Origin of the sequence: Cognatazoarcus halotolerans, assembly GCF_009800965.1 — a bacterium.
Lineage (GTDB): Bacteria > Pseudomonadota > Gammaproteobacteria > Burkholderiales > Rhodocyclaceae > Cognatazoarcus > Cognatazoarcus halotolerans.
On record NZ_WUAF01000031.1, the window covers coordinates 15,843 to 31,255 of the forward strand.

Here is a 15,413-nt window from a genome sequence, read left to right on the forward strand (position 1 = left end):
CGCGAGGTGTCTGCTCCGGGGCTCAGAACTCCATGCCGGGCATGGCCTTGAGGCCGGCCTTGAAGGCATGCTTGACGAGTGACATCTCGGTCACCGTGTCGGCCGCGTCCATGAGCACCTGCGGTGCAGCGCGGCCGGTCACGACCACATGCTGGTGGCGCGGGCGGGCGAGGATGTCGGCGGTGACGCGCTCGGCGTCGAGGTACTTGTACTTGAGGGCGATGTTGAGTTCATCGAGCACCACCAGGCCGATCGCGGGATCTCCCAACAGGGCGCGCGCCTGCTCCCAGGCCGCCTCGGCGGTGGCCACGTCACGGGCGCGGTCCTGGGTCTCCCAGGTGAAGCCCTCGCCCATGACATGCCAGGCGACCTCCGGCTGGCGGCGATAGAAGGCCTCCTCACCGGTGTCCGAGCGGCCCTTGATGAACTGCACGACGCCGACCTTCATGCCGTGGCCGATCGCACGCGCCACCAGGCCGAAGCCGGCGCTGGACTTGCCCTTGCCGTTGCCGGTATTCACGAGGAAAACGCCGCGCTCCTCGGCGGCTTCGGCGATGGCGGCATCCACCACCTCTTTCTTGCGTGCCATGCGCTCGTTGTGGCGCTGGTCGCGGTCCTTGTCGTGCATCTGGTCAGTCATCGTCAATCCGGAATGAAGAAGGTTCGTACACCGTCGGCCACCGCGCGTAGCGGATGACCGAAGGCATGGCTCAGGCGCGGGGCCTGGAGGATCTGCGCAGCGCTGCCGGCTTCCACGCCGCCCTTGCCGTCGAGCAGGATGACGTGGTCGGCATAACGCGCCGCAAGGTTGATGTCGTGCATCACCATCACCACCGCGCGGCCGCTGGCCGCCTCGCGGCGAAACAGCTCGAGCACCGCGACCTGGTAGTGAAGATCGAGGTGGTTGAGCGGCTCGTCGAGCAACAGCAGCTGCGGCTGCTGGGCGAGCAGCGCGGCGATCGCCACGCGCTGGCGCTCGCCGCCGGAGAGCGTGAGCACGTCACGGGCCTCGAAGCCGTCGAGGCCCACTGCGGCCAGCGCAGCGCGAGCGATGCGCAGGTCCTCGGCGCTCTCCCAGTCCCAGCGGCCCAGATGCGGGTGGCGGCCGACCAGCACCGTGTCGAGCACCGATGCGGCGAAGTGATCGGGTTGTTGCTGCGCCAGCAGGCCGCGAAAACAGGCGACCGTGCCACCGGGCCATGCCGCGTAGGGCTTGCCGCCGACCCGTACTTCGCCAGCGCCCGGCGGGCGCAGTCCGGCGAGGGTGTGCAGCAGCGTCGTCTTGCCGGCACCGTTGGGACCGAGCAGGGCAAGACATTCGCCGGGACGCAGGGTGAGGCTGAATTCGCAGCACAGCCAGCGCCCGCCGATGCGAATGGCGAGATCCTCGGCCTCGAGCAGGGGGGGCGCGACGGCCATCACGATGCGATCTCGCGGGTCTTGCGCACACGCTTCATCGCGGATGCCTCACCAGCAGGAAGAGGAACACCGGCACACCGATCAGTGCCGTGAGCACCCCCACCGGCAGCTGCATCGGCGCAATCATCGTGCGGGCCGCGGTGTCGGCGGCAGTGAGCAAGGCTCCGCCGGCGAGCGTCGCCGCCGGCAGCAGCAGACGCTGGTCGTTGCCCAACGCAAGCCGGATCAGGTGCGGCACCACCAGCCCGACAAAACCCACCGAGCCGACCTGGGTCACCGACACCGCGGTCAGCAGCGAGGCCAGCACATAGACCAGCAGCCGCAGCCGCTCCACCGGCACCCCCAGCGCACGCGCGCCGAGCTCGCCCCGCGCCAGCACGTTGAGGTCCCGCGAGAACGGCATCGCCACGAGCAGGCCCAGCGCCAGCAGCGCTAGCGCCGGCCACGGCCGGGCCGCACCCGAGGCGTCGCCCATGAGCCAGAAAAGCATCGACTGCACGCGAGTATCCGGTGCCAGCGCCAACATCATGCTCACCACCGCACCACAGCCCGCGGCGACGATCACGCCAGTCAGCAGCAGGCGCGTCTGGGTCCACGCCCCTTCGCCGCGCGACAGGCCGAACACCAGCGCCATGGCCGCCAGGGCCCCGGCAAAGGCGGCGCCATCGACCATCCACGAGACCAGCCCGAAAGTCATCGCCGCCAGCGCGCCCACCGCCGCCCCGCCAGAGATGCCTAGCACATAGGGATCGGCGAGCGGGTTGCGCAGCAACACCTGCATGAGTGCGCCGGCCAGCGCAAGCAGGCCGCCGCAGGCAAAGGCGGCAACGGCGCGGGGCAGCCGCAGCTCGCGCACGATCGCGGCCTGCATGTCGTCGCCATGCCCTGAGAGCGCATCCAGCACGCCCACGAGCGGCACCGCAATCTCACCCGCCGCCAGGGCCCACAGCAGGCACAGCAGCCCGGTCAGCGCAAGGCCGGCCAGCGCGAACATTGCGCGGCGCGAGCCCGGCAGGCTCATCGCGGCACGGCCCGCGGCAGTGATGGTGCTCGCCACGCCGCGACCTTACATCGGGGTATAGCGCAGGCCGACGAAGACGTTGACGCCTTCGGTGCCATAACCCCAGGCGGTCTCGTAGCGCTTGTCGAGCAGGTTGTTGGCACGTGCCTCGATCCGCCAGTCGCGCGCGATACGGTAATGAACGAAGGCGTCGAGGAGTGCATAGCCGCCCATCTTACGAGTGTTGGCGGGATCGTCGAAGCGCCGTCCCTCGGCGTTCCAGTCCATGCCCCAGTTCCAGGCACCCTGCTTGCGCGAGAGCTGGGCGAAGAAGGCCTGGTCGGCCCGCCGCCGCAGCCGCTTGTCGGTCTTCGTGTCGCGCGCATCGAGCAGGTCGACTCCGGCAGCGAGGCGGTAACCCAGCACGTCACCGCTGTAACCCACTTCAAGCCCTTCGAGTTTCGCCTTGTCGACGTTTTCGGGCGGCCAACCGGAGATCAGGTCACGGACCTTGTTGTTGTAATAGGTCACCGACACCGCGTGGACGCCACGCTCCCAGTTGAGACCGACCTCGCGATTGAGCGCCTTCTCCGGCTTGAGGTTCGGGTTGCCGCCACCGAAACCGGTGTCCGGCCAGTACAGCTGGTTGAAGGTGGGGGCATTGAAGGCGGTGGAGATGCTCGCACGCGCACGCCACTCGGGGTTGAGCTGGTAACCGTAGCCGAGATGGCCGGTGGTCTTGCCGCCGAACTGCGAGTTGTCGTCATGACGCGCATTGACCTGCACGAAGTGGCTGCCGATCTTCGCCCCCCAGCCGAGCAGCAGGGAATTGATGTGTCGGCTGTCTACCGTGTAGGCGGTGGTGCCGTCCGCCTTCTGCTCGAGGTGCTCATAGGCCGCAAGGAGACTGCCGAGTGGCAGCTTGACGTCGTGCTGCCAGACGAACTGGCGCTGCCGCGTCCTGAAGACGCTCGGCGCCGCGGCCGAGTCGTGGTTCTGCAATTCGTCTTCGCTGGCCCCCACGCGCAGGGTGCTCATCCAGCCGCTGGCGAGCTCGTTGACCATGTAGGCGCCGAAACTCGTCACGGTCTTGTCGAGATAGGCGTCGTAGGCGGTGCCGAAGGCGTCGAAGTGATTTCGACCCTCGGTACGCAGCACGGTCGCGCCGATCTCGTCACGGGTACGGAAACCAAGGCTCACGCTGCCGTTGAAGCGGGTGTTGCGGTAGCCGTCGCGGTCGGGCTGGTAGTAGAACGGCTGCTTCACCGGATCGGGGTTGGCATTGATTCCGTCGGTGTCGCTGTAACCGACGCCGAGGCTGTAGCTCAGACGGCCGCTGCCGCCGCTCAGGCTGGCATCGACCTCCCGCGTGTTGTTGCTGCCGATGCCGACGAACAGCTCCGGATGCAAGCCCTGCATGCCCTTGCGGGTAAAGATCTGGATCACGCCGCCGATCGCTTCCGAGCCGTAGAGGAAGCTGGCCGGGCCGCGCAGGATCTCGATGCGCTCCACGCTGGCCAGCGGGATGATCTCCAGCGAGGGCTGCCCGGTGGTGGCAGTGTTGATGCGCATGCCGTCGATGAGCACCAGGGTGTGACGCGACTCGGCGCCGCGCATGAAGATGCTGGCCGAAGACCCGGGGCCACCGTTGGTGCTGATGCGGATTCCCGGATGACCGGACAGCAGATCGGTGATCGAGGATTGACCCGACTGTTCGATGGCCTCGCGATCGATCACTTCGACGCTCGCCATCACTTCATTGGCACGCGCTTCCTGGCGGGTGGCGGTAACCACGGTTTCGGCCAGCGCCACCATCTCGGCGGCGTTCGAAATACAGGGCCAGGCGAGGGCGATCGCCGTGGCGCAAAGACGGATGTTCATTGTTCGACTCCCAGCGGCCGGCGGCTGCGTCCCCGCACCGAACCGGCCCGATTCACATGGAAGCACCACGGGGAGAAATCGAAGGAGCAGGAACATCGCGCCCGTCGCTGCCACCCCGCAGCACTTCCGCCAGTGGCGCGTCGACCCGACGCGCCGCGGAATCCGGGCCGGTATCCGGGCTCATGGACTGGGCCGGCAGACCGAAGGCCTTGCCGGACCGGGCGCATCGCCTTCCCAGACTCATCGTCCAGTGGCGGTTGGATGCACCTTGCGTCCACTTACCGTTGCGGGGGCAGCACAGGCCTTGCGAGACACGCTCGCGCACCTGTTTCCCGTTTAACCCGTGAACCGGAAGGTTCGTCGGGCACCTGAATTCCTGTCACCACCCGAGAGTGGCAAGGTGTGGATAATAGCCCATCGCATCCGCGTTTTGCAGCGCGTCAGAAAAAGAATATTCATCCCATGACCCGTGAACTCATCATTGGCGGCGCCCGCTCGGGCAAGAGCCGTCTCGCCGAACGGACAGCGCTGGCAAGCAACTTGCCGGTGACCGTGATCGCCACGGCCGAAGCGCTCGATCTCGAGATGACCGCACGCATCGAGCGCCACCGGGCAGACCGCCCGGCTCACTGGCGCACCGTGGAAGCACCCCGCGATCTGGCCGCAACGCTGGGCGCAGAGTGTGCCGAGGGGCGCTGCGTGGTGGTCGACTGCCTGACCATGTGGTTGGCCAACCTCATGAACGGGGCCGAACCCCTCGGCGGCCCGCACGACGCCGACAAGCTCACCGGGCTGGCGAGCGAGCGGGAAGCCCTCGCCGACATCCTGCCTGCCCTGCCCGGCCACGTGATTCTGGTGGCGAACGAGGTCGGCCTCGGCCTGGTCCCCGAAACGCCGCTGGGGCGGCTGTTTCGCGACGAAGCGGGGCGGCTCAACCAGGAACTCGCGACGCTGTGCGAGCGCGTCACCCTGGTTGCGGCAGGGCTTCCGCTGATCCTCAAGGGCTCCTGAGCACCGCCCCGGTACGGCCTGCGCCGCGTGCTACCATCCGCCGCCTGCCGACACCGCCCGCGCAAGGATCCACTCGCATGCACTTCGAGATCACTGCCCCCAACCGCACACTCGCCGGGGCCTTGCAACACCTCATCGACACCAAGACCAAGCCGCTCGGCGCACTCGGCCGCCTCGAAGCGCTGGCGCTGCAGATCGGCCTCGTCCAGCAGCGCCTCGACCCGCAGCTGCAACAACCACAGATGCTGGTCTTTGCCGGCGACCATGGCGCAGCGAAAGCCGGTGTCTCGGCCTATCCGCAGGACGTGACCTGGCAGATGGTCGAGAACTTCCTGGCCGGCGGCGCGGCGATCAACGTCTTTGCGCGGCAGATGGAGATGAACCTCACCGTGGTCGACGCGGGCGTGGCCCATGACTTCGGCCCGCGAGCCGGACTGGTCGATGCCAAGATCGCGCCGGGCACTGCGAACTTCATCGAACAGCCGGCGATGAGCGCAGCCCAGCGTGACCAGGCGATCGAGCACGGCCGCCGGCTTGCCCACAACCTCGCCGACAACGGCTGCAACGTGGTGGGCTTCGGCGAGATGGGCATCGGCAACACCGCCGCCGCCTCGCTGCTCACCCACTGCCTGGTCGGCACCGCCGGCGGCGCCGCGCTCGAAGTGGTCACCGGCCGCGGCACCGGTCTCGACGATACCGGCCTGATACGCAAGCGCGCACTGCTCGCCGCGGCGCTCGAACGCGGCGGCGTGCCGGCCGATCCGCTCGCCGCGCTGGCCGAGTACGGCGGCTTCGAGATCGCGATGATGGCCGGGGCCATGCTCGGCGCCGCGGAGCGCCGCATGGTGCTGCTGATCGACGGCTTCATCGTCACCTCGGCGCTGCTGGTGGCCCACGCCCTCGCCCCGGCGATCCTGCCCTACTGCATCTTCACCCACCGCTCGCAGGAGCCCGGCCACGCCATCCAGCATCGCCACCTCGGCGTCGAGCCGCTGATGCAGCTCGACCTGCGCCTTGGCGAAGGCACCGGCGCCGCGCTGGCCTGGCCGCTGGTGCAGGCCTCGGTGAATTTCCTCGCCGAGATGGCGAGCTTCGAATCGGCCGGCGTCAGCGAGGCGTGAGCGCGCAGACCTCGCAGCGCAGCCTCGCCTGATCGATCACCGCAATGCGCTACCAGCTCGAACTCTTCTTCACCGCGCTCGGCTTCTTCACGCGCATCCCGGTGCCGGGCTGGGTGCCCTGGTCGCCGGAGCGGCTCAACCACGCGGCGCGCTATTTCCCGCTGGTCGGCTGGGTGGTCGGCGCGGCCGGCGCGCTGGTACTGTGGGCCGCCGCGCTGGTACTGCCGGAGAGCGTCGCGGTGGTGTTATCGATAGCCGCGACGATCCGGCTCACCGGCGCTTTTCACGAAGACGGCTGGGCGGACAGCTGCGACGGCCTCGGCGGTGGCTGGGACAAGCTGCAGGTGCTTACGATCATGAAGGACTCGCGCATCGGCAGCTACGGCGCGACCGGCCTCGTGCTGATGCTGCTCGCCAAGGCGCTGGCGCTGGCCGAGCTGGCCAACACCGACCCCGCGCTGCCGATCGTCGCGCTGCTGGTTGCGCATCCGCTCTCGCGGCTGGCCTCGACCAGCCTGATCCACTTCCTCGACTATGTACGCGAGGACGAAAGCGCAAAGGCAAAGCCGCTGGCGAAACGGCTCGAGGGCCGGGAGCTCGCCATCGCCCTGCTCGGCGGACTGTTGCCGCTGATGTTGCTGCCGGCCCTGCCGGCGCTCGGCGCGCTCGTCCTGGCCGCGCTGGTCACCTGGCGTGCCGCACGCACCTTCGTGCGCCGCATCGGCGGCTACACCGGTGACTGCCTCGGCGCGGCCCAGCAGCTGAGCGAACTTGCCTGCTATCTCGGCATACTGGCGGCATGGAACTTCATCTGATCCGCCACCCCAGGCCGGCGGTGACGCCCGGCACCTGCTACGGCCGCAGCGACCTGCCGCTGGCCGAGCCACCGGATGTGCTGGCGAAGGCCCTGAGGCGCCTGCTGCCCGAGGATTTCGCGCTCTACGCGAGCCCGCTGCAACGCGCCCGCCTGCTTGCCGAAGCGCTCGGCACGCCGCACATCGACCCGCGCCTGCAGGAGATCGACTTCGGCGAGTGGGAGGGTCGCAGCTTTGCCGAGATCGGCAGCGCGATCGACGCCTGGGCCGATGACCCGCTCGGCTTTCGCGCGCCGGGTGGCGAGTCGCCCCGCGAGATGGCGACCCGCGCCGACGAGGCCTTCTCCGAAATCCGGGCCCGCCACGATGCGCAGGCGGTGGTGATCGTGGCCCACGGCGGGCCGCTGCGGGCCATTGCCGGCGGGCTGCTCGGTATCGCGCCGGAGCGCTGGCTGACGCTCGATTTCGACTGCGGCGCGCTGACCACGATCCGCGTGGAGCCCTGGGGCAACACCCTGCGCTGCTTCAACCGCCACCCGCCCGGCGTCTGATTCCCGGCTCGAAAGCCGCCGGCAGGCGGACGGACGAGCTGTTTAGAAGCTACAATCCGCCACTTTGACGGCACATGCCGGCAGGGGCCCGACCTGTCTTCATCGACATGAACCTGAAGCTGCCCGATTTCGCTGCGCTGCACATCCTGGTCGTCGGCGATCTGATGCTGGACCGCTACTGGCACGGCGGCACCTCGCGCATCTCGCCCGAGGCGCCGGTCCCGGTGGTGCTGGTGCGCAACGACGAGACTCGTGCTGGCGGTGCCGGCAACGTGGCGCTCAACATCGCCTCGCTGGGTGCGAAGGTCTCGCTGATCGGCATCGCCGGCCAGGACGAGGCCGGTGAAGTGCTGGCCGCCAGTCTTGCCGCCGCCGGCGTCGGCTGCCGGCTCTTGACCCCGGCCGGTGCGCGCACCATCACCAAGCTGCGGGTCATCAGCCGCCACCAGCAACTGATCCGCCTCGATTTCGAGGATGGTTTCGAAGCGGCCCACACCGAGGCCCTGCCGGCGGCTTTTTCCGAAGCACTGGCCGGCGTGGATGCAGTGATCCTTTCGGACTACGCCAAGGGCACGCTGCAGAACGTCCAGCCACTCATCCGCCTTGCCCGCGAACGTGGCCTGCCGGTCATCGTGGACCCCAAGGGTCGCGACTTCTCGCGCTATGCGGGAGCCACCGTGGTCAAGCCGAATCTTTCCGAATTCGAGGCCATCGTCGGTGCCTGCCCGGACGACGCCACTTTCATCGAGAAGGGCGCGGCGCTGCGCGAGACGCTGGCCCTGCAGGCGCTGGTGGTCACCCGCAGCGAGCGCGGCGTGACCATCCTCGAGCACGGCCAGCCGCCCTGCCACCTGCCGACTCGTGCGCGCGAGGTCTTCGACGTGACCGGTGCGGGCGACACCGTGATCGCGGCGCTTGGCTGCGGCGTGGCGGCAGGCCTGTCGCTGCACGACGCCACCGCGCTGGCCAACGTGGCCGCCGGCATCGTGGTCGGCAAGCTCGGCACCGCAACGGTCAGCACAGACGAACTGCGCGAGGCGCTTCAGGCGCATGCACCGGCCCGCCAGGGCCTGCTCGAGAGCGCAGAACTGCCAGCCGTGCTGGCACGCGCGCGCGCAGCGGGCGAGCGGGTCGCGGTGCTGTTCGGCCCGTTCACACCACTCGACGCAGCGCGGCTCGCCGAGATCGAGGCGGCCGGCGCGCTTGGCGACCGGCTCCTGCTGATCGACGCCGCCGACGACAGCGACGTACATGCGCTACGCCTGCATGCGGCCCTGCGTGCGGTCGACTGGGTGGTGCACATGCCCGCCGACGCCGTCGAGGCGCTGCTCGGCAGCCATGCCCCGGACGTGCTGGCGCGAAGCGGCCGTGAGCCCTTCTTCCCGAACCTGCCGGCGATCCGCGTGAGCCCGGTGGGCGACGCCCAGGACCTCCGATGAAGGCGCCCGACACGCCGCTGCGACGTTTCCTTGCCTGGCTCGACATGCACCTGGTTGACCACGGCTTCGTCCGCGCGATCTACAACAACTTCTACGACCTCGGCGGCGGCATGTTCCGCTCCAGCCAGCCCAGCCCCGCGCAGATCCGCAAGTACCATCGCAAGTACGGCCTCAAGACCATCATCAACCTGCGCGGCGAGCATGACTACGGCTCCTACTTCTTCGAGAAGGAGGTCTGCGAAGAACTCGGCATCGCGCTGCACGACGTCAAGCTGTACTCGCGCAACCCGCCGGAAGTGGCCGAGGTGCACATGATGCGCGACCTCTTCGAGCGCATCGAATATCCTGCGCTGATGCACTGCAAATCGGGTGCCGACCGCGCCGGCATGGGCGCCGCGCTGTACCGCATCCTCCATCTCGGCGAACCGGTCTCCAAAGCGATGGCCGAGCTCGACTGGAAGTACGGCCACTTCAAGAAGGCCAAGACCGGCGTACTCGACTTCTTCTTTGCCCAGTACCTCGCCGCCAATGCGAAGCAGCGCATCGGTTTCATGGAATGGGTGGAAACCGGATACGACGACAAGGCGCTGAAGGCGCAGTTCCGCGAGGAAGGCTGGTCCTCGCTGGTGGTCGACAAGGTGCTGCACCGCGAATGAAGACCTCCTTCCAGCTCTACCGCCGCCTGCTCGGCTCGATCAGCCCCTATCGCAAGGTCGTGCTGCTGTCGGTGCTGGCGATGGTGGTGGCCGCCTCGCTCGAACCGGTGCTGCCGGCACTGCTCAAGCCGCTGGTCGACGAGAGCCTGATCGCCAAGAGCCAGACCGCCCAGTGGCAGGTGCCGCTGTTCCTGATGCTGGCTTTTCTCGGCAAGGGCATCGCCGAGTACGTGGCCAGCGTATCGAGCCAGTGGATCGCCAACAAGGCCATCACCGATCTGCGCCAGCAGGTGTTCCGTCACCAGATGCACCTGCCGATGTCGGTCCATCAGGCCGAGTCCGGCGGACGCATGCTCTCGCGCATTCTCTACGACATCCCCCAGGTCGGCGCGGCCCTGTCCAATGCCTGGATCATCGTCATCCGCGACTCGCTGGTGATCATCGGCCTGACCGGCTACCTGGTGTACACCGCCTGGGAGCTGACCCTGCTGATCCTCGCCATCGCGCCGGTAGTGGCCTGGCTGATCCGCGTGGCCAGCAAGAAACTGCGCGGCTCCAACCGCGAGATGCAGGAAACCACCGGGCGCATGACCGGTGCGGTCGAGGAGACCCTCGCCGGCGTGCGCGAGATCAAGCTCTTCGGCACCCACGATCACGAGGACCGGCGCTTCTCAACGATCGCCGAGCGGCTGCGCCAGCAGACCATGCGCACCGTGCGGGTGTCTTCGGCCAACGTGCCGCTGGTGCAGGTACTCGCCGCCGCCGCGGTGTCGGCGGTGATCTGGACCGCGTCCACGCTGTCGGCGCAGGACAAGCTCACGCCGGGCGAGTTCGTCGCCTTCGTCACCGCGATGTCGATGCTGTTCGAGCCGATCCGCCGCCTCACCAACATCAACGCGGTGATCCAGCGTGGCCTCGCCGGCGCGCAGAGCATCTTCGATCTGCTCGACACGCTACCCGAGCCCGACACCCTCGACGAAGATCCCGAACGCCCGCCCGCCACCGGCGCGCTGCGCTTCGACCGCGTGTGCTTCCGCTATCCCGACCAGGCGGCCTGGGCGGTCGAGGACTTCAGCCTCGACATCGCGCCGGGCGAAACCGTGGCGCTGGTGGGCGCCTCGGGCAGCGGCAAGAGCACCCTGGTCAACCTTATCGCACGCTTCTTCGAACCCCAGCAGGGCCGCATCCTGCTCGATGGCGCAACGCTGTGCTCGCTTCCGCTGCCCTGGCTGCGTGGCCAGCTCGGTTGGGTGGGACAGCAGGTGGTGCTGTTCGACGACACCATCGCCGCCAACATCGCCTACGGACGCCATGACGTCGACGAGCAGGAAATCATCCGCGCCGCCCGTGCCGCCCATGCCTGGGAGTTCATCGAGAAACTGCCCGAAGGCCTCGCCACCCGCGTCGGCCAGAACGGCAGTCAGCTCTCCGGCGGGCAGCGCCAGCGCATCGCCATCGCCCGCGCCTTCCTCAAGGACGCGCCAGTGCTGCTGCTCGACGAGGCCACCTCGGCACTCGACAACGAGTCCGAGCGGGCGGTCAAGGATGCGCTCGACGAGCTGCGCCAGAATCGCACGGTGCTGGTCATCGCACATCGCTTGTCGACCATCCAGGATGCGGACCGCATCGTGGTGATGGAACACGGGAGAATCCTGGAGATCGGCAGTCATGCCGACCTCATCCAGCGCGGTGGCGCATATCGACAGCTGCTCGAATCGGCCGGCAACAACATGCATGGCGGCCGCGGCACGGACACGCACCTCCCCACGACCTGAGACTCAAGTGCGCACACGCGTGGACACCGTGGAAATTCAGCTTTTCATCTGCCGCAGCCCGCTCCAGCTCCTCAACTGCATCGAGGCGAACGAGGCGCTGGACCGGCGGGCGCGTCGCTCCGTCCTCCTCGCCGGCCATGTCTCGGCGCGAGACGAAGCCATGATGTCCAGGCTGCTCACCCATTACGATGGTTTCTCCCAGGTCTCGCTGTTCCCGCTCTACCCGCTGAAGAATCAGAAGGCGGCCCTTCGGCCCCTGCTTGGCGAGGCGCCGGCGGTAGCGCGCCTGATCGTCGGAGATACCACGCAATACCTCAACCGCCTGTTGAACCGGCGCCTGAAACCGGAAAGCGTCGTGATGGTGGATGACGGCGCATCGACCCTCAGCCGTGCCCCCCTGATCGCGGCACGGTCGCTGCATCGTTACCGCAAGAACCTGGCGCCACAGGCGCCGGTGGTGTCGTGGATCAAGCACGGACTCGCGCTCGATCCACGCTTCCTGTACAAGGCCAAATTCTTCAGCATGTATGACCTCTCGGGGTTTGGCCTTGCGGAGCGCACGATCCGCAATGAGTTCGCGTGGCTGTCGGCACTCCTCGCTCACAAGCCGGTGGGCGCCGCGACCTGGTTCATCGGCAGCAATTTCGCCGGCGACCTGCTGGCCCACAGCGAGGACTACCCGAAGCTCATCGCGCAGTTGGCCGAACGGGAAGACATGCGGACGCTCGAGTACATTCCCCATCGCAAGGAATCGGACGAGCTGCTCCAGTCGCTCTCACACGCGCATGGTTTTCGACTGCGACGCTTCGAGAACATGCTCGAGATCGCCCTGCTCGACGAAATCGATACCCTGCCAGCCCGCATCGTGTCCTTCGGCAGCAGCGCGGTGAATACGCTTCACCGGCTCATCAGGCGGCCAACCACACTGTATCGCCTCCCGCCCGAACTGATCTCCGCGCCGCGCCGGGCGGTGGTCGATGGGTTTTTCCTCGAGGCCGATACGAACGGATTCGAAATTCGCCCACTCTCCAGGAGCAGCGAGCAAGAATGACCTCCACACCGGACAACGCCGCCCGATGAGCACGACAGGCAGCCCGACCCCCACGGTCTTCTGGGGCTGGCACAGTGAAAGCGCGATCGCCGCCGTCGACGCTCGAAAGGCGACCGGCAGGATTCGCGTGGCGGCCTGGTTCGGCAATGCGCCGGGCTGTACCCACCGGCTCAATCCCTTCGTGCACCAGTTTGGCTTCGATGCCCGGCCGCGGCTCGATCACCCGCTGCTCGGCCCGCTCGCGGCGGAAGAGCTGCTGACCTTCTGCGACATGTACTCCCGGGTATCCCGCTCGCGCGGGCTCTCCATCCAGGAGCTGCAGCACACCGCCTATTGCTATTTCCATTACTTCGCCCAGCTGCTCTGCGACGAGGCGGTCAAGCTGGTGATGTTCTCCAGCCCGCCACACTTCGGGGTGGATTACCTGCTCTACATCGCCGCACGCAAGCTCGGCATCGAGACCGTGTTCTGCTACCAGACGCTCTTCCCGGACCGCTTCTTCGTGGTCCGGCGGCTGGAGGACTTCGGGCATTTCGAGGATGCCATCGCCGAGCCGCTGCCGGCCCCGTTGTCCATCGAACGGCGCCACGAGAAGGAGCTGTTCTACATGAAGTCGGTCAAGACGCGGCCGGAACGCGCCTTCGCCAGTCTTGCCAACGACATGCGACGCAACCTACTGCGCGCCAGCAGCAAGCCGATGAGCTTCGCTGGGATGATCGAGAAGTATCGCGAGAACCGAGCCTGGAACACGGGCTACCCGCGCCATTCGGTCAGCGACGTCTCGCTCGAGGTGCCCTATGTGTATTTCCCGCTGCAACTGCAGCCGGAGATGACCACCTCCTCGCTGGGCGCCGGCTACGCCGACCAGCTCACCGCGCTTGAATGCCTGACCCGGCTCATTCCCGAAGACTGGCTGATCTACGTGAAGGAGAACCCCAAGCAGACGCACCGCCAGCGTGGCGCGAGTTTTTTCCGGCGGCTCTCGGCGATCCCGCGGGTCCGCTACGTCGACAAGCAGGTGAATACCTATGCGCTGCTCAAGAATGCCCGTTTCGTCTCGGCGGTGACCGGTACCGCGGGCTGGGAAGCAGTCTCGGGCGGCAAGCCGGCGCTGGTCTTCGGCCGCCCTTGGTATCTGCGCCTGCCCGGCATCGTGCCCTATCGCCCGGGCATGACGCTCGACGAAATCACCCGCTGCAGCTTCTCCCACGAAGCGCTGGAAGCGGCTTTCAACGAACTCATGGCCTGCAGCCTGCCGGGCGTCATCGACCCGGTTTACCAGCAGATCGTCAGCGACTACGATGCGGCCCGCAACGCGACGCGCCTGGGCGAACTGCTCGATCGCGCGCTCGACGGGCGACTGCTGCGCAGTGCGAGATGAAGCGATGAGCCACGCCAACTGCTGGCTGTTCCTGTGCGCCACGCCGCTGCACTACCTGGCGGCCCGCAAGGTCGCCTCGCTCGCACCGGCGGGGACCCGTCGCGTCCTGGTCTGGTACAAGCCTTCGCTCGAGACGATGGTAGATCCCGGCGAGTGGGATGCCGCCCTCGCCGCACCGTGGCCGCGCTTCGCGCCGATGCCCGGCCCGATGGGCCGCCATCGGCGCCTGCTCGCAAATCTCGACACGGTAGCTGCCGCAATCGGCCGCTGCGACGAACTGGTGATCCACAGCCCGGTGTTCGACACTGAAGCGATCAACTACTACCTGCGCGGCCTGCCGCCCATGGTGGGTGCGCACGTCATGCACGCACGCATCCTGCCCGACGGCCTGCTCAACATCCAGCGCTACCCGCTCAGTGCAATCAAGCGCATCGGCCAGTACCTGCGCAAGCTGCGCCGGCTGATCTCGCCGCGCCTCGACTACTGGTGCTTTTCGGGCGATCGCATCGGCTCGGACGCGCCCTTCGTCGATCGCATCTACACCCTCGCCGGCTTTCCCCACCGCTATCCGCCGCACAAGGTGGTGGCGCTGCCACCACTCGCCGACAGCAGCGCCGCCAGCACGGACCTGCAGGACACCGCGCTCGTCATCGGCCAGCCGCTGGTCGGCATCGGGGCGATGAGCCGTCGCGAACTGGACGCGGTGAGCGAGGAGATCGGCGAATGGATCCGTGCCCGCGGCATCGAGCGCATCCACTACAAGCAGCATCCGCGCGACCACGACGCGGAACTGTGTCTGCCGCATTACCGTCGCATCGAACTCGATGAAGCACTCGAAAGCCACATGGCCCGCCATCGATATGCGGCAATCATCGGCGTATGCTCGACGGCATTGTTTACCGCGCGACAGATCTACGGCCCGCAGATGCCGATTCTCGCCTTCGGCATGGATCGCATGATCTTCAAGGGCGAAGGCAAGAAGGCAGGCACCGAAGCGCTCATGGAGAACCTCGACATCCGCATCATGCCGGCGCCACGGGACACCGCCGCGCAGGCCGATTTTGACGCGGCGCTTTCCAGCCACACCCAAACTGACCGAAAATCGCAGGATTGACCTGTGCGGCCCGCTCAAGATGACGGCCGATTCACCCACGAACACAAGAGCACGCCCATGCTGAACGGCAAATCCATTCTGGTCACCGGTGGTACCGGTTCCTTCGGACACACGTTTGTGCCGATGACCCTGGCGAAGTACAACCCGAAGAAGATCATCGTCTACTCGCGTGACGAGATGAAGCAGTGGGAGATGGCCA

General features: G+C 67.4%; 15 protein-coding genes and 1 riboswitch. Of the genes, 11 read left to right on the top strand and 4 right to left on the bottom strand.

The genetic code is table 11. The features are described from left to right. Window positions 1-22 precede the first annotated feature (22 nt). The 4 genes from cobO to GQB03_RS21770 all read right to left on the bottom strand — a co-directional run bounded on the left by cobO (window position 23) and on the right by GQB03_RS21770 (window position 4,300). Window positions 23-640, bottom strand: a complete 618-nt coding sequence (gene cobO, locus GQB03_RS21755; protein ID WP_235027175.1) for a cob(I)yrinic acid a,c-diamide adenosyltransferase — start codon at window positions 638-640, stop codon at window positions 23-25. Between the two features lie 2 nt (window positions 641-642). Beyond that, complete coding sequence (locus GQB03_RS21760; protein ID WP_159693739.1) at window positions 643-1,419, bottom strand: ABC transporter ATP-binding protein; 777 nt, start codon at window positions 1,417-1,419, stop codon at window positions 643-645. Between the two features lie 34 nt (window positions 1,420-1,453). Continuing rightward, complete coding sequence (locus GQB03_RS21765) at window positions 1,454-2,413, bottom strand: FecCD family ABC transporter permease (RefSeq protein ID WP_159693765.1); 960 nt, start codon at window positions 2,411-2,413, stop codon at window positions 1,454-1,456. A 72-nt stretch (window positions 2,414-2,485) separates the two neighbouring features. Next, complete coding sequence (locus GQB03_RS21770) at window positions 2,486-4,300, bottom strand: TonB-dependent receptor domain-containing protein (RefSeq protein WP_159693741.1); 1,815 nt, start codon at window positions 4,298-4,300, stop codon at window positions 2,486-2,488. Between the two features lie 148 nt (window positions 4,301-4,448). Continuing rightward, window positions 4,449-4,687: riboswitch (cobalamin riboswitch) on the bottom strand. A 75-nt stretch (window positions 4,688-4,762) separates the two neighbouring features. On the opposite strand from GQB03_RS21770, the gene cobU reads away from it, so the two are divergent. The 11 genes from cobU to GQB03_RS23455 all read left to right on the top strand — a co-directional run. Further along, a complete protein-coding gene (gene cobU, locus GQB03_RS21775; RefSeq protein ID WP_159693743.1) occupies window positions 4,763-5,311 on the top strand; it encodes a bifunctional adenosylcobinamide kinase/adenosylcobinamide-phosphate guanylyltransferase in 549 nt (182 codons plus the stop codon). Between the two features lie 77 nt (window positions 5,312-5,388). Next, window positions 5,389-6,432 (top strand): nicotinate-nucleotide--dimethylbenzimidazole phosphoribosyltransferase, encoded by a 1,044-nt coding sequence (cobT, locus tag GQB03_RS21780; RefSeq protein WP_159693745.1) that lies wholly within the window; start codon window positions 5,389-5,391, stop codon window positions 6,430-6,432. A 44-nt stretch (window positions 6,433-6,476) separates the two neighbouring features. Continuing rightward, window positions 6,477-7,247 carry an adenosylcobinamide-GDP ribazoletransferase gene (locus GQB03_RS21785; protein WP_159693747.1) on the top strand — a complete coding sequence of 257 codons (771 nt, stop codon included), beginning with the start codon at window positions 6,477-6,479 and terminating at the stop codon, window positions 7,245-7,247. Then, complete coding sequence (gene cobC, locus GQB03_RS21790) at window positions 7,232-7,798, top strand: alpha-ribazole phosphatase family protein (protein WP_159693749.1); 567 nt, start codon at window positions 7,232-7,234, stop codon at window positions 7,796-7,798. Before GQB03_RS21785 ends, cobC begins: the two co-directional genes overlap by 16 nt. A gap of 74 nt (window positions 7,799-7,872) precedes the next feature. After that, complete coding sequence (gene rfaE1 / locus GQB03_RS21795) at window positions 7,873-9,237, top strand: D-glycero-beta-D-manno-heptose-7-phosphate kinase (RefSeq protein WP_327517399.1); 1,365 nt, start codon at window positions 7,873-7,875, stop codon at window positions 9,235-9,237. Then, window positions 9,234-9,893 (top strand): tyrosine-protein phosphatase, encoded by a 660-nt coding sequence (locus GQB03_RS21800; protein ID WP_235027176.1) that lies wholly within the window; start codon window positions 9,234-9,236, stop codon window positions 9,891-9,893. The genes rfaE1 and GQB03_RS21800 overlap by 4 nt, the downstream gene beginning before the upstream one ends. After that, window positions 9,890-11,668 (top strand): lipid A export permease/ATP-binding protein MsbA, encoded by a 1,779-nt coding sequence (msbA, locus tag GQB03_RS21805; RefSeq protein WP_159693751.1) that lies wholly within the window; start codon window positions 9,890-9,892, stop codon window positions 11,666-11,668. Before GQB03_RS21800 ends, msbA begins: the two co-directional genes overlap by 4 nt. 7 nt (window positions 11,669-11,675) lie before the next feature. Beyond that, window positions 11,676-12,719, top strand: a complete 1,044-nt coding sequence (locus GQB03_RS21810) for a hypothetical protein (protein WP_159693753.1) — start codon at window positions 11,676-11,678, stop codon at window positions 12,717-12,719. A gap of 25 nt (window positions 12,720-12,744) precedes the next feature. Next, window positions 12,745-14,100: a capsular polysaccharide export protein, LipB/KpsS family gene (locus GQB03_RS21815; RefSeq protein WP_159693755.1), complete on the top strand. Its 1,356-nt coding sequence runs from the start codon at window positions 12,745-12,747 to the stop codon at window positions 14,098-14,100. Between the two features lie 4 nt (window positions 14,101-14,104). Continuing rightward, the gene (locus GQB03_RS21820; RefSeq protein ID WP_200832374.1) at window positions 14,105-15,214 is read left to right on the top strand and encodes a polysialyltransferase family glycosyltransferase; all 1,110 of its coding nucleotides are present in this window, start codon (window positions 14,105-14,107) and stop codon (window positions 15,212-15,214) included. Window positions 15,215-15,271: 57 nt separating this feature from the next. Continuing rightward, a partial coding sequence (locus GQB03_RS23455) for a polysaccharide biosynthesis protein (RefSeq protein WP_159693757.1) occupies window positions 15,272-15,413 on the top strand: 142 nt, incomplete at its 3' end.